We start from the raw sequence: 19,386 nt of genomic DNA on the forward strand, positions 1-19,386 counted from the left end.
GGTCGCGCAGTTCCCCGCGCCCCTAGGGGGGTGCGCTCCCCTTGCCTGAAAGGGACTCCTTGTGTCTCTCACCCGTAGACAGGTCACCGTGGCGGCTCTCGCCGCCGTTCCCCTCGGTGCCGCGGTCGCCGGTACCGCCCAGGCCAGCCCGCGTCATCGCACTCTCTACATCGCCGGTGATTCCACGGCCGCCCAGAAATACGCTGACGCCGCGCCCGAAACCGGGTGGGGCATGGCGCTCCCCTTCTTTCTGCACAAGGACCGGCTCGTTTCCAATCACGCTGTGAACGGGCGCAGTTCAAAGAGCTTTGTCGATGAAGGGCGGTTGGAAGTCATTCTTGCCGCCATCCGGCCCGGCGACTTCCTGCTGATCCAGTTCGCGCACAATGACGAGAAGGTCACCGATCCCGCTCGGTACACCGAGCCCTGGACGACGTATCAGGACTATCTGCGGCTGTACATCGACGGCGCGCGGGCCCGGGGTGCGCGGCCGGTGCTGGCGACGGCCGTCGAGCGGCGGCGGTTCGACGCCGACGGCAACGCCGTGCCGACCCACGGCGACTATCCGGCGGCGATGCGTGCGCTCGCTCAGGAGGAGCGTGTGGCGTTGCTCGACATCCAGGCGCTGTCGCTCGCGTTGTGGCAGCGGCTCGGGGTCGAGGAGACGAAGAAGTACTTCAACTGGACCGCCGCAGAGCAGGACAACACGCACTTCAACCCGCCCGGCGCGATCGCCGTGGCGCGTCTCGTGGCGCGGGAGTTGCTGCGTACGCGGGTGCTCGGTCCGCAGGACGTGCGTCGGCTCGGCGAGGAGATCTCGGAGTCCCGGATCACCTGGCCGGAAGGCTCCGCCGCTTAACACTTCACCAACCACCCCCAGATCGCAGAAGAGAGAGCCGCACAATGCACACACAGACATGGCATGGGCATGCCACAAAAGGGCATGTCGCGAAGAAGGCCGCCGTTCTGATCGGCTGCACCGCGCTCGTCCTCGGGCTCACCGGCACCGGAGCGCAGGCCGGGTCCCGTGACCTCGGCCGGCAGGTTCTCGGCGCGGGGGACGGCTGGGGCTCGGAGGGGGCGGGGACGACCGGCGGTTCGGCGGCCGACGCCGAGCACGTCTACACCGTCACCACCTGGGCCGAGTTCAAGGCCGCGCTGAAGGCCGGCGGTGACGCGCCGAAGGTCATCAAGGTCGACGGCATGATCGACGCCGTCTCCGAGGGCTGCGACGCCTTCGTCACCGGCGGCTACGACCTCCAGCAGTACCTCAAGGACTACGACCCGGCCGTCTGGGGCAACGACGAGGTCGCCAGCGGCCCGCAGGAGGACGCGCGGGTCGCCTCCGCCGCCAACCAGGACACGGAGATCAAGGCCAACATCCCCAGCAACACCACCATCGTCGGCGTCGGCAAGAACTCCGGCATCCTCGGCGGCAGCCTGCAGATCAAGGGCGTCTCGAACGTCATCATGCGCAACCTCACCATCGAGGCCCCGCTCGACTGCTTCCCCAAGTGGGACCCGACCGACGACAACAAGACCGGCAACTGGAACTCCGAGTACGACGCCGTGGTCGTCTACGGCACCGACCATGTGTGGGTCGACCACAACACGTTCACCGACGGGCGCTACCCCGACAGTGAGCGGCCGGTCTACTTCGGCAAGGTCTTCCAGCAGCATGACGGTCTGACGGACATCGTGCGCGGCTCCAACTACGTGACCGTGTCCTGGAACCGCTTCGAGAACCACGACAAGAACATGCTGATCGGCAACGGCGACGGCCTCGCCTCCACCGACGGGGGCAAGCTCAAGGTCACGATGCACCACAACCGCTTCGACGGGATCCTCCAGCGCTCCCCGCGCGTGCGGTTCGGCCAGGTCGACGTCTACAACAACCACTACGTGGTGACCGAGGAGCAGAAGGACGACTACTACCTCTTCGGTGTCGGCATCTCCTCGCAGCTCCACGCCACCGACAACGCGATCTCGCTGCCGGCCGGCGCGAGCGTCGGCAAGGTGCTGAAGAAGTGGAACGAGTCCCCGCTGACCGCCGAGAACAACTACGTCAACGGGAAGCTGACGGATCTCATCGCCGTCCACAACGCCGAGATCCCGGCGGAGACCCTCCAGTCCGGTGCCGGGTGGACACCGACGCTGCGGACCAAGGTCGACAACCCCAAGGCCGTGCCGGGCATCGTCAACCGCTGTGCGGGCGCCGGCCGTCTGGGCTGACGCACTCAACGGGGGAGGGGCGCACAGCAGGCTCGGCCGCCCCTCCCCGGCAACCCCCAGCACGAGCCGCCCCGCGAAGGAGCACCCGCATGCCCTCGCCCCACCTCCGACCGCCCCTGTCCAGAAGGGGATTCCTCACCGCGAGCGCCGGCACCGCACTCGCCCTCGCGCCGTTCCCCGCGCGAGCCGCCGCCCGCCCCTGCCCCTTCGGCCGGTACGGTTCACCGGCCGCCCGCCTGACCCCGCAGACCCGCTACGTCGACCCGTCCGGCCAGGGCGACTTCACCACCGTCCAGGCCGCCGTGACCGCCGCGACCGGCAGCGGCTGGACGCTGGTCATCGCGCCGGGGACGTACCGCGAGACGGTCGCCGTCGACGTGACCCGTACGGAGATGACCTGGCTCGGCGCCAGTGGGGACCCGCGTGACGTCGTCATCGTCTACGACAACGCCGCCGGCACCTCCAAGCCCGGCGGCGGCACCTACGGCACCACCGGTTCCGCCACCACGCTCGTCCAGGCCGACGGCTTCACCGCCCGCGACCTCACCTTCGCCAACGACTGGCTGCGCGCCGACCACCCCGACATCACCGGCACCCAGGCCGTCGCCATCAAGGTGCAGGGCGACCGGTCGGCCTTCCACCACTGCCACTTCCTCGGCCACCAGGACACCCTGTACGCCGACTCCATGGCACTCGGTGTCTTCGCCCGCCAGTACTTCGCGCACTGCTACGCGGAGGGCGACGTCGACTTCGTCTTCGGGCGGGCCACGGCCGTGTACGAGCACTGCCACTTCCGGACCCTGACCCGGACCGACCTCTCCTCGGCCCCGTACGGCTTCGTCTTCGCACCCTCGACGGCCGGTGCCAACCCGCGCGGCTACCTGGTCACCCAAAGTCGCATCACCAGCGAGGCCCCGGACGCCCACTACAAGCTGGCCCGCCCCTGGGTGCCCAGCTCCGACCCCACCGCCCACCCCTCCCTCACCGTCCGCGACACCCACGTCGGCCCCGGCATCGACGCGGTCGCGCCCTACACCGACATGTCGTCCTCCTTCCCCTGGCAGGAGCAGCGGTTCGCCGAGTACCGCAACACCGGGCCGGGAGCGGAGATCACCGTCCCGGAGAACCGGCCCCAACTCACCGCCGTACAGGCCGAGTCGGCGACCCGCGAGGCGTACCTCGGCGACTGGACGCCGTGGAAGGGGGGTCGCTGAGATGCGCAGGCGGACTCTCCTTGCGGGGATGGCCGGGATCGCCGGGGTCTCCGGGGGACTGGTCGCGGTCGGATCCCCCGCATTCGCCGGGGGCACCGGCCGCCGGGTGCTGCACGTCCGGCCCGGTGACTCCGTGCAGGCGGCCGTGGACGCGGTGGACGGGCCCGGCTGGACGATCGTCGTGCACCCTGGGACGTATCGCGAAGTGGTGAACGTCCCTGTGGAGACGGCCGAGTTGACGCTGCGCGGCGCCACCGGGAACCCGCGCGACGCCGTCATCGTCCACGACAACGCCAACGGCACCCAGAAGCCCGACGGGTCGGGCACCTACGGCACCGCGGGCTCCGCCACCTTCACCTCGGCCGCCCCCGGCCTCACCGTCCGCGACCTCACCCTCGCCAACGACTGGCTGCGCGCCGACCACCCGGACATCACCGGCACCCAGGCGGTGGCGGCGTACGTCACCGGCGACCGGTCGTCCTTCGGACACGTCCGCTTCCTCGCCCACCAGGACACCCTCTTCGTCGACACGACCGCGCTCGACGCCTTCGACCGGCAGTACTTCCGGCACTGCTACATCGAGGGCGACGTCGACTTCGTCTTCGGGCGGGCGACAGCCGTCTTCGAGGAGTGTCACTTCCGCACGCTGCGACGGGACGTGGACTTCACCCCCAAGGGCATGGTCTTCGCCCCGTCCACCGCCCGTGCCAACCCGTACGGCATCCTCGCCGTCCGCTCCCGCATCACCTCCGGCGCCGAGGACGGGGCGTACAAGCTGGCCCGGCCCTGGGTGCCGTCCTACGAGACGACCGCCTGGCCGTCGCTCGTCGTACGGGACACCCGGATCGGGCCCGGGATCGACGTGGTGGCGCCGTACACGAACATGCGGGAGCAGTATCCCTGGCAGACCATGCGGTTCGGGGAGTACCGCAACAGCGGGCCGGGTGCGGTGATCACGGTGCCGGAGAACCGGCCTCAACTCGATGTTGCGGAAGCCGAGTTGCATACGAGGAAGGCGTATCTGCGGGACTGGCGGCCCTATGCGTAGCGTGGCCGCCCTCCTCGTCTGCGTGGGCCTGCTGTGGCCCGCTCCCGCCGCCTCGGCGGCCCCCGTCCGGGAACCCGTCGGCTGGGCCGCCACCGGCACCGGCACCACCGGCGGCGCGGGCGGCACGAGCTGGACCGTACGTACCCGCGCCGAGCTCAAGGAGGCCCTCGCCAACCGCGGCGACTCCGGCGCACCCAAGGTGATCCGGGTCGTCGGCGACATAAACGGGCATGAGGCGGACGACGGTTCGCTGCTCGGCGAGCAGGACTACGCGCCCGGATACGACCTCGCCAAGTACATGTCCTGCTTCGGCGAGGACGGCGCCGAGTGGTCCGACACCCGCTACGACCACTGCAGGCAGCAGCGTCAGCTCCGGCAGGCCGGGTCGGCGAAGGAGAAGGCGCAGATCCAGCTGACCGTGCCGAGCAACACCACGCTCGTCGGTGCCGGGGAGGACGCACGGCTCCTCGGGGTGTTCCTGACGGTCAACACCGGCACGAACATCGTCGTACGGAACCTGCATCTGGAAGCGCCCGTCGACTACTTCACCACCTGGTCGCCGGGCGACGGAGCGCAGGGCAGCTGGAACGCCCGCTTCGACGCGATGACCGTCATCACCGGCAGGAACATCTGGATCGACCACTGCACCTTCACCGACGGCCGCTTCCCCGACCGCGAGGCCCCCCTCGGCTTCCACGGCGAGCGGGTCGGGCGGCACGACGGGCTGCTGGACATCGAGGACGGCTCCGACTTCCTCACCGTCTCCGACAGCCGCTTCGCCGACCACGACAAGGCGATCCTCGTCGGGTCCGGCGACGGGCGCGGGGACCGGGACCGGGGACACCTGAAGGTGACGTTCCTGCGGAACCTCTTCACCGACATCGCGCAGCGCGCCCCGCGCGTCCGCTTCGGGCAGGTGCACGTCGTCAACAACGTGTACCGGGGATGGGCTGACGGGACCGTCTACGCCCTCGGTGTCGGCGTGGAGTCCGCGATCTTCTCCGAGCGCAACGTGTTCCGGTACCGGCAGGGCGCCCCCGCACTCGCGGTCGCGGACTACGGCGGCGACCGGTTCCAGGACACCGGGTCGTGGTTCAACGGCCGTCCCGCGCGCCTGAACGCGGTCGCGAGCGGTCTCGGCCTCACCGGCGACGTCGGCTGGGACCCCGCCGACGTCTATGACTACCGGCCCCTCACGTCCGCGTCGGCGGTCGAGGAGTACGTCGTCCGGCACGCTGGCACCGGGAGGCCCTATGAGCGGCCATGACGCCGTGGGACGCCGGGCTTTCGTGGTCGGGGCCGGGGCGGCGGCGCTGTTCGGCGGAGGAACGGCGAGCGGGGCGGAGGCGGCCGTGGTGGAGGCTGGTGCGGCGGAGACTGCCGTGGTGGAGGCTGCCGTGGTGGAGGGGCCGCTGCCCGACTTCCACCCCGCCCTCAAGGACGGGCTCACCTTCCCGCTCGCCTGGGGACGGTCCCCGATCCGCGACATCCGCGCCTGGCGCCGAGCCGCCCGCGCCAAGGTCGAGGAGCACCTCCTCGTGCCACGCCAGGACCGGACGCCGTACGCGCCCGAATTCACGGAAGGTCCCCAAGGAGACGGATACGGAAGGGAGTTGGTGACCCTCGCCCTCACCCCGTACGAACGCGTCCGCGGTGTCCTGCTCACCCCGCACGGCGGCACCGGCCCCTTCCCCGCCGTACTGCTGCTCCACGACCACGGTGCCAAGTTCGACATCGGGAAGGAGAAGCTGGTCCGCCCCTGGTACGACGACACGCGGCTCGCCTCGGCGCAGACCTGGGCGGACAAGTACTTCAGCGGACGCTTCGTGGGCGACGAACTCGCCCGGCGCGGCTACGTCGTCCTCTGCCTGGACGCCCTCGGCTGGGCCGACCGCGGCCCGCTCGCCTACGACCAGCAACAGGCCCTCGCCTCCAACTTCTACAACCTCGGCTCCTCACTCGCCGGACTCATGGCCCGCGAGGACGCCCGAGCCGCCGGTTTCCTGGCGGGCCTCGACCGCGTGGACGCACGCCGGGTCGCGGCCGTCGGGTTCTCGATGGGCGCCTACCGCGCCTGGCAGACGGCCGCGCTCAGCGACGACATCGCCGCAGCGGTGAGCGTCGGCTGGATGACCGGCCTGAAGGAAATGATGGTGCCCGGCAACAACACCCTGCGCGGGCAGTCGTCGTACTACATGCTCCATCCCGGGCTCGCCCGGCATCTGGACTTCCCCGACGTGGCGAGCATCGCCGCCCCCAGGCCGATGTTCTTCCTGAACGGCGGCCTCGATCCGCTGTTCCCCGCCGACGGCGTCCGCGTGGCCCACACCAAGCTGCGCGCCGTCTGGCGTTCCTGCCACGCCGAGGAGCGGCTGCGGCTGGAGACCTGGCCGGACCTCGGCCATGTCTTCACCGCTCCCATGCAGGACGAGGCCTTCGACTGGCTGGACACGGTCGGGCTCCATTCCGTCCTGTGAACCATCCCCCCCACCCGCACGAGAGAGGAACCGCTCCCCATGTCTCGTCGTCGTACCGCTCTCACCGCCCTGGCAGCCCTGACCCTGGGCACCGGCCTGGCCGTCCTCCCCACCCAGGCCCAGGCCGCGACCGTGGTCGTCAGCAACTCGACCGACCTGTCCAACGCCATCAAGAACGCCACCGCCGGCACCGTCATCCAGGTCCGCGGCGGCACCTACTACCCGACGGCCACGCTCCAGTCCACGGCCAACGGCAGCTCGTCGTCGCCGATCACGCTCACCGCGTACGGCTCGGAGACCGTGAAGATCGCCGGGTCGTCGCTGCCCTCCGGCTCCTGGATCTTCAAGCTGACCGCCGACTACTGGAACGTCTCCAACATCACCTTCCAGAACTCCCCGGACAGCGCGGTCGTCTGCCAGTCCTGCACCGGCACCAACTGGAACAACATCAAGACCATCAACGGCGGCGACTCCGGCTTCACGCTCACCGGGGATGGCACCGTCAACAACACGGTCCGCAACATCGACTCCTACGGCCACTACGACGCGGCGGGCCACGGCGAGAACGCCGACGGCATCGCCGTGAAGTTCGGCTCCGGCACCGGCAACCTCATCACCGGGGCCCGCCTCTACAACAACTCCGACGACGGTCTGGACTTCTGGTCCTTCTCCTCGCCCGTCACCGTCGAGCACACCTGGGCCATGGGCAACGGCAAGAACCGCTGGTCCGACTCCGCGTTCGCGGGCGACGGCAACGGCTACAAGCTGGGCGGCGACGGCGAGACCGTGGCCCACGTCATCAACAACTCGGCAGCCTGGGACAACGCCGGCAACGGCTTCACCGAGAACAGCAACAAGGGCGCCATCGTCATCAACCGCACCACCGCCTACGCCAACGCCAAGTGGGGCTACTACTTCGCCACCGGCGCGGCCCGCCTCGGCAAGAACCTCGCCGTGAGCAACGGCGGCGGCCAGGTGAACAAGGGCTCGTCGGTGGTCTCAGCCGGTAACAACTGGGACTCCGGGATATCGACCCCCGCGTTTCGGTCGACGGATGCGTCGAGTACGTACAACGCGCGCAGTTCGAGTGGGACTCTGCCGGCGACGACGTTTCTGACGACGGGGAGTTCGACCATCGGGGCGACGATGGACTGAGCTGTCGGTGACAGACGAAGCGGGCCGGAGGATCACGTCCTCCGGCCCGCTTCCTGGGGCAGTCGTGTACGACCCGTCAGTCCCGGCGGATCAGTTCGGGGTCGATGCGGCGGCCGACCAGGGGGAGGGTGCCCGCGATCGCTATGGCTGCGCGGCCACCGTCTGATCGTGGGTGACCAGCAGCACGGCGGTGCCCTGCGAGCGCGCCAGATCCAGGAACTCCTGGAGAACGGCACCGGCGTTGGCACTGTCGAGGGCGCCGGTCGGCTCGTCCGCGAACACGACAGCGGGCTTGTGCACCAGGGCCCGCGCGACGGCGACGCGCTGGTTCTGCCCGCCGGACACCTGGGACGGCCGCCGCTCGCGCAGCTCGCCGATGCCAAGACGGTCGAGTACCTCGGCGGCGGCGTTGAGCGCGGGGCGCTTGCGCTGACCGGCGAGGCGCAGTGGCAGGGCGGTGTTCTCCTCGATGGTCAGCTCGGGCAGCAACTCGCCGTACTGGAAGACGAACCCGAACCGCTCCCGGCGCAGGGCGCTGATCTCCTCGTCGTCCAGGTCGGCGTAGGGCTGCCCCTCGAAACTGATCCGGCCTCGGGACGGAGGAAGCACTCCCGCCAAGCAGTAGAGCAGCGAGGACTTGCCGGAACCACTCGCCCCGGTGATCGCCGCGACCTCACCCCGCGCAAGCGCGAGATGCGCGTCGCGCACGGCCGGTGTGGAGCCGTAGGAGAACTCGACTCCGCTCGCGGAGAGGATGTGTGACGTGTCTGACGTACTGGTACTGATCGTGTCCCCCGGGGAGCCGGAGGGCCCCGGCGGTCAGACCGGGGCCCAAGGGTTGTTGCACGACTGGCGGTGTGACCCGTCAGTCTTATCTAGCGGTGGTAGCTCTTCGTCACCGAGTAGTCGTCCGAGTGGAGCGAACCCCGGTCACGGCAGGCCCGTATCGACGCGTCATCGGTGTGCAGCGCGGCACCGTCGTAGTTCAGCTTGTGCCCTTCCAGTGGAAGGCACCCTTGTTGGTGTGCGAAGGCTCGAACTTGTACTTGGCGTCCTTGAACTGGACGCCCCCGCTGTTCAGCGTGGGGATGCCCTTCCCTGTTTTCCTCCCGCTTTTCCCGACGTCAAACCTTGATCATCGGGCGCTGGGAACGCTAACACGAAGCGGGAACAGGCTGATTGAGAATTTGATCAAGCTGGTCCCGGTTTTCGCATCAGGGCTCACCGCCGCACAGGCTTGATCCCCTCCAACGTCGGCACCACCGGCTTGATCGTGCCGTCGGCCGCGAACTCCATGCGGTCGATGGTGGTCTCCCGGTGCATGCCGTCGCCGCCCGCCTTTCCGGGGCCGTTCAGGGCGAAGCGGTGGTAGACGATGTACCAGTCGTCCGTGCCGGGCGTGTTCACCACCGAGTGGTGGCCGGTGGCGAGGATGCCGTACTCGGGGCGCTTCTGCAGGATCGTGCCGCGCTTGGTCCAGGGGCCGAGGGGGGACGGGCCGGTCGCGTACGCCACGTGGTAGTTCTCGCTGCGGGTGTCGTCCTCCGACCACATGAAGTAGTACGTGCCCTTCCGCTTGATCACGAAGGAGCCCTCGCGGAAGTTGTCCGGCGTGATGTCCCGAACCGCCGAGGCGTCGTACGACACCATGTCGTCGTTCAGCGGAACCACGTACCCGTGCCCGTTGCCCCAGTAGAGATAGGACGTCCCGTCGTCGTCCGTGTACACCGCCGGGTCGATCATCTGGCCCTTCAGTGAACCGCCCTTGGCGACCAGCGGCTTGCCCAGCGCGTCCTTGAAGGGGCCGGCGGGGGAGTCGGCCACGGCAACGCCGATCTGCTGCTCGGCGCAGAAGTAGAAGTAGTACTTGCCGTCGCGTTCGGCGATCGCCGGCGCCCAGGCGTACTTGTCCGCCCACGACACGTCCGGCCCGAGGTCGAGGATGACGCCGTGGTCCTTCCAGTGGACCAGGTCCTTCGACGAGTACGCCTTGAACCGTGTGCCGCTCCAGCCCTGGAAGCCGTCCGTCGTCGGGTAGATCCAGTACTCGCCGTTCAGGTAGTGCACGTCCGGGTCGGCGTTGAGGCCGGGCAGGACGGGGCTTCCGGTGCGGGCCGCCTCTACCGTCCAGGTGCGGGTGGTGCCGTCGGGCGCCGTCACCGTGTACCTCTGCGGCTTGCGGAAGTCGCGCCGGGTGCCCGAGCGGGGGCTGACCTTCGCACCCTCACCGACCCACAGTTCGGGGGCCAGGTGCGCGAGATCCGCGTCCGGCCGCATCGGCAGGACCACCTTCGAGGCGCTCTCGGTGACGATCGCGTACCCCTTCTGGTCCTTCACCGTCGCGTCCATCACCGAGGCGGGGCTCGCGGGATACGCGGCCAGCAGCCGGTCGTACTCCGCCTGCGTCACCGGAATCACCGTGCCGTGCCGGGGACTTGCGGGCAGTTGGTAGTTCTGCGACGGGGTCCACTTGCCCGAGTCGAGGTCGGTCGTCTCGAAGGGGACGTAGCCGCGGCCGCCGTACTCGTCGATGAACAGGTACCACTTCTCCTCGGTGTTCGACTTGAACACCGTCGGGCCCTCACCGCGCTCCATCGCACCGCTGCCGATGCAGTCGGCCACGAAGTCGTACGACGTGTCGGTCAGGCTCGTCGACTTCTCCGCGGTGATGAACTTCGAGCAGGGGCCGGCGGAACCGGGGTCCCGTTCGTCCTTGGTGTAGCGGTAGTAGGTGCCCTGATGCTGCACGACCGTCGAGTCGATCACCGAGTAGCCGGGGTCGTCCCAGACCTTCGGCTCGCTGAAGGTGCGGAAGTCCTTCGTGGTCGCGTACAGCATCTTGTTGTAGGTCGATCCGGTGTGGTCGGGGTCGTCGGCCGCGTAGAGCTTCGACGCCCAGAAGACGACGAACTCGCCGAGGGTGTCGTCCCAGTAGGCCTCCGGCGCCCAGGTGTTGCCCGCGTTGTCGGGGGACACCTTCACCAGGCGCTGGTCGGTCCAGTGGACCAGGTCGGTGGACTCCCACACCATGATCGACTTGCTGCCGTGCCGCTGGACCTGGTCCCAACTGCCGCTGCTGTTCTGGTACATCCGCAGATCGGTGGCGATCATGTAGAACTTGTCGCCCTCGGGGGAGCGGATCACGAACGGGTCGCGCAGGCCCTTCTCGCCGATCGTGGAGGACAGGACCGGCTTCCCGGCGTTCAGCTCGCGCCAGTGCAGCGGGTCGTTGCCGCGGCTGAGGGCGTAGCGGATCTGCTCGCCGTCGGCGGTGCCCTCGCCGGTGAAGTAGGCGAAGAGGTAGCCGGCGTACCGGGGCTGCTTCACGGGTGGTGCTCCTGACTGGGCGGTGCCGGGCGGGGCGGTGAGGAGGGCGAGCAGGAGAGAGAGACAGGCGAGGAGGAGGGTGCGGGGACGCATGTCACTCCTTGTGGGGGCGTGGGGGTTTCTGTTGGTCGGTGTGCGCGCCCTCGGAGTGTTGCCAGCGGGAAACAGCACGTCAATCGGTGAGTGCGGGATGACGGGCAGCGAAAGTTTCGGTCGATTTCGCTGAGGTGCGGCAACCTCCCCGGGGCGCGGTGACCACTGCAGGGCATCTCTCATCCCCCAGGAAAGGAACGCCCCGTGCGTTTCAGCACCGGTCGCCACCGCAGGACACGCACCCTCTCGATCGCCGCCGCGGTGGCCGTCTCCGCGGGGGCGGGCGGCGTCTACCTCGGCCTCTCGGGCGGCGGTGCCGAGGCCGCCTCGACGACGGTCACCGTGTCCACCACCGCCCAGCTGGAGTCGGCCGTCAAGAACGCCGTCGCCGGGACGACCATCCAGGTGCGCGGCGGCACCTACCAGCCGACCGCCACCCTCAAGTCCACGGCGAACGGCACGAGTTCGGCGCGGATCACGCTGCGGGCGTACGGCGGCGAGAAGGTGCGGATCGATGGCGCCAAGCTGCCCGACGGGTCCTGGCTGGCCGGGATCTACGGTGACTACTGGACCGTGCAGAACCTCACCTTCCAGAACTCCCCGGCCCAGGGCTTCGTCGCCACATCGTCCGTGGGTGGCGTCTTCAAGAGCCTCGTCACCGCGAACAACGGCGACTCCGGGTTCACGCTGCGCGGCGACGGCACGACCGGCAACCTCGTGCAGAACCTGGACAGTTACGGCAACTACGACCCCGCCGGGCACGGCCAGAACGCCGACGGGATCGCCATCAAGTTCGGCTCCGGGACGGGGAACAAGGTCACCGGGGCGCGGCTCTACAACAACTCCGACGACGGCCTCGACCTCTGGCAGTTCTCCTCGCCGGTCACCATCGAGCACACCTGGGCCTTCGGCAACGGCGAGAACCGCTGGGGGGACTCCGCCTTCGAGGGCAACGGCAACGGGTTCAAACTGGGCGGCGGGGGCGCCTCGGTGGCTCATCTGGTCAACAACAACGCGGCCTGGGACAACACGCTGCACGGCTTCACGGAGAACTCCAACACCGGGGCGATCGTCCTCAACCGCAACACCGCGTACGCCAACGCCGAGACCGGGTTCTACTTCGCCACCGGCAAGGCGCGCCTCGCCCACAATCTCGCGGTGAGCAACAAGAAGGGGCTGTCCAAGCCGGGGTCGTCGTCCGTGTCGGCCGCGAACAACTGGGACGGCGGCGTGGCGACCCCGTCCTTCAAGTCCACGGACGCCGCGACCGCGTACGGCGCCCGCACGGCGGACGGCTCGCTGCCGGCTACCTCTTTCCTCACCACCGGCTCGACCACCATCGGCTCGACGATGAACTGAGGGCCAGGAGAACTGCGAGCCCGCAAACAGAACGCCCCGCCGGTCGTCACCGGCGGGGCGTTCTTCTGCTGACCGAGGGGGGCTCAGGCCAGCAGGTCCAAAGAGGTGGCCGTCTGCCACGCACGGCTCACTCACGCACTGCTCACTCACCACTTAAGACGTCGAACGTGAACACGTGGTTGTCCCCCTGATGGGAACCTCTGGTGAGGGAACGCGTCGAGGGTTGTGTGGGAGCCGTGGGGACGGCCGTCACTCACTGGTACGCGATGTCGGACGACGAGAACTTGCAGGAGGTCCCGTCCGGTCCGGTGCCGAGCTCCTTCGGCTCCTTGCCGCTGCTGTTGCCCTCGAAGCGGGTGCAGGTCTTGACCTTCTTGCCGCTGTCGCCGTGGATGCGGATCTTGCGCAGCGCGGCCGTGTCGCCGTAGTTGGAGTTGATGCCGACGATCGACTTGCCGGGCGCGGTGACGTCCACGTCGTTGATGATGATCGAGCGCTTGTACTGCGTGGAGCAGTTGCCGCAACTGCGCACCAGCTTGCCGAAGTTCTCCACCTGGAACTTGGTCACGACCAGCTTGCCCGCGCCGTTGAACTGGAGCACCTTGTCGTCGGCGTTCTTCGCGCCGCCGCCGTACACCGTGTACACCGCCGAGGACGACTTGCCCTTGAAGGTGGCGGCGTCCTCGCCGACGTCCAGCCACCACACGTTCTGCAGTGTGCAGGAGCCTTTGCAGTGGACGCCGTCCGCGGCCGGGCTGCCGATGACGACGTTCTTCAGCACCGCGCCGTCGGCCAGCTCGAAGATCGGGTCCTGGCCCTCCTCCTGGCCGCTGCCGCCCAGATCGCCGGTGCCGTAGAACTTCGCCATCTTGCCGTCGTACGTGCCCGACACCGGGATCGTCTTCGGCACCGGTTTGCTGCCGTTCGGCGTCGGCCAGGACGCCGCGGCACCGGCGGTGGACATGAGCGTCGTGGTGACGATCGCCGCACCGGTGATGCCGAGGGCGCAGGCTCCGGCGATCAGCGTCCTTCGCCTCGTGGCCTTGCGGCGGTGGCTGACGCGCTGTTCGGCTCGTGCTGTCATTACCCGATTCCTTGCCTGGGGGATCGTTGCGACTCTTGGTCGCCCCCAGGTGAAGGAAGGGTTGCCGCGTGCTCGGGATTCTTTTACGAATCCCCTTCATTTGTAGGGGAGTTGTCATCGCGGCCTGCGAAGTCGCCCGCCACGGACAGCTGTTCGCCGCCCGCCGTCGCCGTCATCGCATAGCTGTCGCGCTGCGCGTCCCGGCCGCCGCGCTCATGGTCGTACTGCCCCGCGAACACCCACTCGCCCGCGCGGACCGTACGGCCCTCCTTGAGCACCCAGGTGTGGACGAGGAAGCCGTCCTTCTCCTCGACCGTGAACGTGAAGTCGTCCTCGGGCAGTGAGCGCCAGGCGCCGGTGGAGGTGACCCCGCCGGTCTGGGCGACCTTCAACTGAACGGTGAGCGCGGTGAGTTGCTCGCTCGCCTTGAGGGTCAGGTTGCTCTGCGCCCAGAAGTCGTTGCTGTGCGGGTCCACCGAGCCGTCCGACCACAGCGGGCCGTCCTCCTCGCCCTCGCCGGCGGGCGGATCGGCCGGGGCGGTGGGCTGTGCCGGGGGCTTCGCCGTCTCGCGGGAGCCCGGGGTGTCCTCGGGCGTCGGGTCGGCCGGCGGGGCGGGCGGGACCGGGGCGCGGCTCGTCGCGTCCGGGGACGGGGTGGGTGTCGGCGACGTGGCCACCGTCTGCTGCGGGGTGTCGTCCTTCACGGCGGACGCCACCGCGTAACCGCCGACCGCGAGGACACCGGCCACCGCGGCCGTCGCGGTCACGACCCGGAACCAGCCGTAGGCCGGCGGCAGGGTCGCCCGGTGGTCGCGGCGGGTCTGCCCGGAGGGGTCCGCCATGCCCCGCTCGACGCGGGCCAGGATCCGCTCGCGGTTGGGCTGGTGCGTCTCGGCCGCCTCGTGCAGCCGGGAGCGCAGTTCGTCGTGCACGTCCCGCCGCATCATCGGTTCCTTCCTGCGGCGTTCCCGGTGCGGGCCATCGCCGCCGCGTGCACCCTGAGCGGAGCTCCCGTGGTGCCGAGCAGCCGTTGCAGCTCGGCCATCCCCTTCGAGGTCTGGCTCTTCACCGTACCGACGGAGATGCCCAGGGCGAGCGCGGTGTCCTTCTCGGAAAGGTCGAAGGCGTGCCGCAGCACCACACAGGCGCGTTTGCGGAACGGAAGTCTACGCAATGCCTCTTGGACGTCGACGACGCCCGCCACGTCCGGGTTCTCGGTCTTCTCCTCGCGCTGCGACCAGAACAGCGCGATCCGCCGCCGCTCCCGGACCGCGCTGCGGATTTTGGTGCGGGCCAGATTGGCCACGACGCCGCGCGCGTACGCCACCGGGTGGTCGGCCGCGCGTACCCGGTCCCAGCGGTGCCAGAGCGCCAGCAACGCGTCCGCCGCCAGATCGTCCGCCGCGTCCGCCTCACCCGTCAACAGATGAGCCAGGCGCGAGAGTTCGGCATAGTGGCGCTCGAAGAAGGCGTGGAACTCCACGGAGGCGGCGTCGTCGACGACTGTGCCCACGGGCGACCTCTCCCCCTGAGAGTGGCATGTGAATGACATGTGGTCGTCCGGCGATCATTTAGCGATCATCCGGTCGAGGTCCGGAAGCGTAGCAGTGATCGAATGCTCAGTTCGTACGGGGCTTCGAACGCCGTGTGGTACGTCGCACGTGAGCAGCCCTGATTCCGTAACACGGAGAAAACCTGAAACACGTTCAACGCGGGAACAATCCAGCCAGCATCCGCACACCGATCCGTCAGGCACCAAGGAGCGAGAGCCATGTCCGAATCCCAGAAGGTGGCCGACCGGCCAAGTGCCACGCCACCAGGCGTGAACAGCGTCGACCGGTTCTTCAAGATCTCCGACCGGGGATCCACCTTCGCCCGTGAGATACGCGGCGGCCTCGCCACGTTCTTCACGATGGCCTACATCCTTGTCCTGAATCCCATCATCCTCGGCAGCGCGAAGGACAAGTTCGGCCACCAGTTGGATGCCGTCCAACTCACCACCGCCACCGCCCTGGTGGCCGCGGTCATGACGATCATCATGGGCGTCGGCGGCAACCTCCCGCTCGCCCTCGCCGCGGGCCTCGGCCTGAACGCCGTCGTCGCCTTCCAGATCGCCCCGCTGATGGCGTGGGACGACGCGATGGGCCTGGTCGTCCTCGAAGGCCTGCTGATCTGCGTGCTCGTGGTCACCGGGCTGCGCGAGGCCGTCATGCACGCCATCCCGCAACCGCTCAAGCAGGCGATCAGCGTGGGCATCGGCCTGTTCATCGCCTTCATCGGCTTCGTCGACGCCGGATTCGTCAGCCGGATCCCGGACGCCGCGAACACCACCGTGCCGGTTCAGCTGGGCGGCACCGGCACGCTCACCGGGTGGCCGATCCTGGTGTTCTGCCTCGGAGTTCTGCTGACGATCGCCCTGCTCGCGCGCAAGGTGAAGGGCGCGATCCTGATCAGCATCGTGACCATGACGGTCCTCGCGATGATCATCAACTCGATCGCCGACATCAAGGTCTGGGGCCTGACCACGCCCGCGTGGCCCGACAAGGTGGTCGACACCCCCGACTTCGGACTCATCGGCGACTTCAGCCTGTTCGGCGCGTTCGGCCAGACCACCGCCATCACCGTCGTCCTGCTGATCTTCACCCTGGTCCTGTCCGACTTCTTCGACACCATGGGCACGGTCGTCGGCATCAGCGCCGAGGCCGGCCTCCTCGACGAGCAGGGCAAGGTGCCCAACCTCGGGCGGGTGCTGCTGATCGACGGCGCCGCGGCGGCGGCCGGTGGTGCGGCGTCCTCTTCCTCCGCAACCTCCTACATCGAGTCGGCGGCGGGCGTCGGCGAGGGCGCGCGTACGGGCTTCTCCAACCTGGTCACCGGCGGCCTGTTCGCCCTGGCCCTGTTCCTGACCCCGCTGCTCACCATCGTTCCGCTCCAGGCGGCGGCGCCTGCGCTCGTCGCGGTCGGCTTCCTGATGATGACGCAGGTCAAGCACATCGACTGGGACAAGTACGAGATCGCGATCCCGGCATTCCTGACCATCGCCGTCATGCCGTTCACGTACTCGATAACCAATGGCATCGGGGCCGGGTTCGTCGCCTACGTCGTGATCAAGGCGGTGCTCGGGAAGGCGAAGGAGGTCCACTGGCTGATGTGGGGGACCTCGGTGCTGTTCCTGGTGTACTTCGCGATCAACCCGATCGAGCAGATCCTGGGCGTCAAGTGAGCTAGCTCTTGAGTGCCGCCTCCATGACCTTCTTGGCCACGGGGGCGGCCAGCCCGTTGCCGCTGACCTCCGACCGAGCCGCGTCCGACTGCTCCACGACCACCGCCACGGCGACCTCCTTGCCGTCGGCCTTCCCGTACGACGTGAACCAGGCGTACGGCGTCTTGCTGTTCTTCTCGCCGTGCTGGGCCGTGCCCGTCTTGCCGCCCACCGTCGCGCCCGAGATCTGGGCGTTCGTGCCGGTGCCCTCCTCGACGACCGTCTGCATCGCCGACTGGAGCTGCTCCGCGGTGTCCGAGCTGACGATCTCCTTGGTGCCGGCCCGGCCGTCGTAGTTCTCCAACACATCCCCACCGCTGTCGGTGATCTTGGACACCATGTGCGGCGAAACCAGCTTGCCGCCGTTGGCTATGGCCGCCGACACCATGGCCATCTGCAGCGGGGTGGCGGTGACGTCGAACTGGCCGATGCCCGACAGGGCCGTCTGCGCCTTGTCCATGTCCGAGGGGTACACGCTGGTGTACGCCCGCACCGGCACGTCCTGCTCCTCGTCGTTGAAGCCGAACTTCTCGGCCGTCGCCCTGACCTTGTCCTGGCCCAGGTCGACGGCCATCTTCCCGAAGACGTTGTTGCACGAGTACTGCAGGGCCACCCGGATCGAGGCGTCCTCACAGGGGGCGGACGCGTTCTCGTTCGTCAGCTTGCTGCTCGACTGGGGCAGGTCGTACGGGTTCGGGCTGTCCGTCTTGTCGTCCACCGACGAGTACAGCCCGTCCTCCAGCGCGGCCGCCGCGACGACCAGCTTGAACGTCGAACCCGGCGGCAGCGGCTGACGCAGCGCGCGGTTCGTCATCGGCTTCTCGGCGTCCTTGGTCAGCTCCTTCCAGGCGTCCGAGTCGCCCGTGGTGATCCGCGACGGGTCGTACGACGGAGTGGAGGCGACCGCCAGGATCTTTCCGGTGGTGGGGTCGATCGCGACGGCGGCGCCCTTGTTGTCGCCGAGCGCGTCGTACGCCGCCTTCTGCACGTCCGGGTCGATCGTCGTGATCACGTTGCCCGGGTCGGACCGCTTGTTGGTGACCGTGTCGAGCACGCTCTTCAGGCGGGTGTCGGTTCCGTCGAGCAGGTCCTGGTAGACGCCCTCCAGCTGGGTGGCGCCGTAGGCCTGCGAGCTGTATCCGGTCACCGCCGCGTACAGCGAGCCGTCCGTGTACGTCCGCTTGTACGCGAGGTCGCCGCTCTTCGTCCGCGCCGAGCCGGTGATCGCCTCGCCGCCCACGACGATGTTGCCGAGCGGCTCGCTGTACAGCGCGATCGTGTTCCGCCGGTTGTGCTTGTCGTCCGCGAGGGCCTGGCCTTCGTAGAACTGCACCCAGGTCGCCCTGACCAGCAGAGCGAGCACCAGCAGCAGTGTGAAGACGGACACCCGCCTGATCGTCTTGTTCATCCCACTCGAGAAGACGAGCGGGATGAGGGCAATCGTTCCCTTGCGCCCCGTTTTCTCATCGAGCGTTCATGAAGCCCGCCTCGTACGCGGCGATCACGGCCTGTGTGCGGTCCCGGGTGCCTGTCTTCGCCAGAACCGCCGCCACATGCGACTTCACGGTGGCCGGACCGACCTCCATCCGCCGCGCGATCTCCGCGTTGGTCAGGCCCTGGGCCATCAGCCGCAGCACATCGCGCTCGCGGCCCGTGAGCCGCGCCACCCAGGGCGGAGGTGTGGGGCACGCGCGCGCGTGCTCGGCGGCGAGGCCGCGTACGGCCGACGGGAACAGCAGGGTGTCGGTGTGCGAGACCAGCCGTACTGCCTGGACGAGCGCGTCGGCCTCCGCCCGCTTCAGCAGGAACCCGGCGGCCCCGGCGCGCAGGGCGTCGTACACATAGGAGTCGTTCTCGAAGGTGGTGACGACGACGATCCGGGGCGGGTCGGTGAGCGTGGCGAGGATCTGCTCGGTGGCGCGGATGCCGTCGATCTCGGGCATGCGGACGTCCATGAGGACCACGTCGGGCCGCCGCTCCCGCACCACGGACACCGCCTCGGCGCCGGTCGCCGCCTCGCCGACCACCTCCAGGTCCGGCTCGGCGGAGAGGATGGCGCGCAGGGCGGTGCGCACCATGCGCTCGTCGTCGGCGAGGACGATCCGGATGGTCGGGCGGGGCGTCATGCGGGTCCC

At 68.8% G+C, this 19,386-nt stretch carries 16 protein-coding genes; 9 read left to right on the forward strand and 7 right to left on the reverse strand.

Features of this window, described 5'->3' with window-relative positions; translation table 11 throughout:
• The first annotated feature begins 61 nt into the window (after positions 1-61).
• The 7 genes from ACIA8X_RS19545 to ACIA8X_RS19575 all read left to right on the forward strand — a co-directional run bounded on the left by ACIA8X_RS19545 (position 62) and on the right by ACIA8X_RS19575 (position 8,126).
• Positions 62-859: a rhamnogalacturonan acetylesterase gene (locus tag ACIA8X_RS19545; protein WP_399458736.1), complete on the forward strand. Its 798-nt coding sequence runs from the start codon at positions 62-64 to the stop codon at positions 857-859.
• Positions 860-903: 44 nt separating this feature from the next.
• A complete protein-coding gene (locus ACIA8X_RS19550) occupies positions 904-2,232 on the forward strand; it encodes a polysaccharide lyase family 1 protein (protein WP_399458737.1) in 1,329 nt (442 codons plus the stop codon).
• Positions 2,233-2,321: 89 nt separating this feature from the next.
• Positions 2,322-3,446, forward strand: a complete 1,125-nt coding sequence (locus ACIA8X_RS19555) for a pectinesterase family protein (protein ID WP_399458738.1) — start codon at positions 2,322-2,324, stop codon at positions 3,444-3,446.
• A 1-nt stretch (position 3,447) separates the two neighbouring features.
• Positions 3,448-4,494, forward strand: a complete 1,047-nt coding sequence (locus ACIA8X_RS19560; RefSeq protein WP_393442973.1) for a pectinesterase family protein — start codon at positions 3,448-3,450, stop codon at positions 4,492-4,494.
• Positions 4,487-5,761 carry a polysaccharide lyase family 1 protein gene (locus ACIA8X_RS19565; protein WP_393442974.1) on the forward strand — a complete coding sequence of 425 codons (1,275 nt, stop codon included), beginning with the start codon at positions 4,487-4,489 and terminating at the stop codon, positions 5,759-5,761. The genes ACIA8X_RS19560 and ACIA8X_RS19565 overlap by 8 nt, the downstream gene beginning before the upstream one ends.
• Positions 5,748-6,971 (forward strand): dienelactone hydrolase family protein, encoded by a 1,224-nt coding sequence (locus ACIA8X_RS19570; RefSeq protein WP_393442976.1) that lies wholly within the window; start codon positions 5,748-5,750, stop codon positions 6,969-6,971. Before ACIA8X_RS19565 ends, ACIA8X_RS19570 begins: the two co-directional genes overlap by 14 nt.
• Positions 6,972-7,010: 39 nt before the next feature.
• Positions 7,011-8,126 (forward strand): chondroitinase-B domain-containing protein, encoded by a 1,116-nt coding sequence (locus ACIA8X_RS19575; protein WP_393442978.1) that lies wholly within the window; start codon positions 7,011-7,013, stop codon positions 8,124-8,126.
• 141 nt (positions 8,127-8,267) lie between these two features.
• Here ACIA8X_RS19575 and ACIA8X_RS19580 read toward each other — a convergent pair whose 3' ends face one another.
• Positions 8,268-8,834, reverse strand: coding sequence for an ABC transporter ATP-binding protein (locus tag ACIA8X_RS19580; protein WP_393442980.1), 567 nt, complete (start codon positions 8,832-8,834; stop codon positions 8,268-8,270).
• Between the two features lie 513 nt (positions 8,835-9,347).
• Positions 9,348-11,546 (reverse strand): family 43 glycosylhydrolase, encoded by a 2,199-nt coding sequence (locus ACIA8X_RS19585; protein ID WP_393442982.1) that lies wholly within the window; start codon positions 11,544-11,546, stop codon positions 9,348-9,350.
• Between the two features lie 204 nt (positions 11,547-11,750).
• Here ACIA8X_RS19585 and ACIA8X_RS19590 point away from each other — a divergent pair, with 204 nt between their 5' ends.
• Positions 11,751-12,905: a right-handed parallel beta-helix repeat-containing protein gene (locus tag ACIA8X_RS19590; RefSeq protein ID WP_399458739.1), complete on the forward strand. Its 1,155-nt coding sequence runs from the start codon at positions 11,751-11,753 to the stop codon at positions 12,903-12,905.
• Positions 12,906-13,158: 253 nt separating this feature from the next.
• Here ACIA8X_RS19590 and ACIA8X_RS19595 read toward each other — a convergent pair whose 3' ends face one another.
• From ACIA8X_RS19595 to ACIA8X_RS19605, 3 genes are all read right to left on the reverse strand, one after another.
• Positions 13,159-13,989, reverse strand: a complete 831-nt coding sequence (locus ACIA8X_RS19595; RefSeq protein ID WP_393442986.1) for a pectate lyase — start codon at positions 13,987-13,989, stop codon at positions 13,159-13,161.
• Positions 13,990-14,072: 83 nt separating this feature from the next.
• Positions 14,073-14,936, reverse strand: a complete 864-nt coding sequence (locus ACIA8X_RS19600) for an anti-sigma factor (RefSeq protein WP_393442988.1) — start codon at positions 14,934-14,936, stop codon at positions 14,073-14,075.
• A complete protein-coding gene (locus tag ACIA8X_RS19605) occupies positions 14,933-15,502 on the reverse strand; it encodes a SigE family RNA polymerase sigma factor (protein ID WP_393442990.1) in 570 nt (189 codons plus the stop codon). The genes ACIA8X_RS19600 and ACIA8X_RS19605 overlap by 4 nt, the downstream gene beginning before the upstream one ends.
• Before the next feature lie 258 nt (positions 15,503-15,760).
• Between ACIA8X_RS19605 and ACIA8X_RS19610 the strand changes: the two genes are divergently transcribed.
• Positions 15,761-17,212 (forward strand): NCS2 family permease, encoded by a 1,452-nt coding sequence (locus ACIA8X_RS19610; protein ID WP_393442992.1) that lies wholly within the window; start codon positions 15,761-15,763, stop codon positions 17,210-17,212.
• 1 nt (position 17,213) lies between these two features.
• On the opposite strand, the gene ACIA8X_RS19615 is transcribed toward ACIA8X_RS19610, so the two are convergent.
• Complete coding sequence (locus tag ACIA8X_RS19615) at positions 17,214-18,659, reverse strand: peptidoglycan D,D-transpeptidase FtsI family protein (protein ID WP_393442994.1); 1,446 nt, start codon at positions 18,657-18,659, stop codon at positions 17,214-17,216.
• 55 nt (positions 18,660-18,714) lie between these two features.
• Positions 18,715-19,377: a response regulator gene (locus ACIA8X_RS19620; protein WP_393442996.1), complete on the reverse strand. Its 663-nt coding sequence runs from the start codon at positions 19,375-19,377 to the stop codon at positions 18,715-18,717.
• Positions 19,378-19,386: the final 9 nt, after the last annotated feature.

It is taken from the genome of Streptomyces sp. NPDC051738, assembly GCF_044453205.1.
In the GTDB taxonomy this organism is placed as follows: domain Bacteria; phylum Actinomycetota; class Actinomycetes; order Streptomycetales; family Streptomycetaceae; genus Streptomyces.

Bases quoted from the DNA above. Each gene is read 5' to 3' on its own strand.
- ACIA8X_RS19595 (WP_393442986.1), bottom strand. From the start codon at position 13,989: ATGACAGCACGAGCCGAACAGCGCGTCAGCCACCGCCGCAAGGCCACG.
- ACIA8X_RS19610 (WP_393442992.1), top strand. From the start codon at position 15,761: ATGTCCGAATCCCAGAAGGTGGCCGACCGGCCAAGTGCCACGCCACCA.
- ACIA8X_RS19585 (WP_393442982.1), bottom strand. From the start codon at position 11,546: ATGCGTCCCCGCACCCTCCTCCTCGCCTGTCTCTCTCTCCTGCTCGCC.
- ACIA8X_RS19565 (WP_393442974.1), top strand. From the start codon at position 4,487: ATGCGTAGCGTGGCCGCCCTCCTCGTCTGCGTGGGCCTGCTGTGGCCC.
- ACIA8X_RS19555 (WP_399458738.1), top strand. From the start codon at position 2,322: ATGCCCTCGCCCCACCTCCGACCGCCCCTGTCCAGAAGGGGATTCCTC.
- ACIA8X_RS19620 (WP_393442996.1), bottom strand. From the start codon at position 19,377: ATGACGCCCCGCCCGACCATCCGGATCGTCCTCGCCGACGACGAGCGC.
- ACIA8X_RS19575 (WP_393442978.1), top strand. From the start codon at position 7,011: ATGTCTCGTCGTCGTACCGCTCTCACCGCCCTGGCAGCCCTGACCCTG.
- ACIA8X_RS19615 (WP_393442994.1), bottom strand. From the start codon at position 18,659: ATGAACAAGACGATCAGGCGGGTGTCCGTCTTCACACTGCTGCTGGTG.
- ACIA8X_RS19550 (WP_399458737.1), top strand. From the start codon at position 904: ATGCACACACAGACATGGCATGGGCATGCCACAAAAGGGCATGTCGCG.
- ACIA8X_RS19600 (WP_393442988.1), bottom strand. From the start codon at position 14,936: ATGATGCGGCGGGACGTGCACGACGAACTGCGCTCCCGGCTGCACGAG.
- ACIA8X_RS19570 (WP_393442976.1), top strand. From the start codon at position 5,748: ATGAGCGGCCATGACGCCGTGGGACGCCGGGCTTTCGTGGTCGGGGCC.
- ACIA8X_RS19560 (WP_393442973.1), top strand. From the start codon at position 3,448: ATGCGCAGGCGGACTCTCCTTGCGGGGATGGCCGGGATCGCCGGGGTC.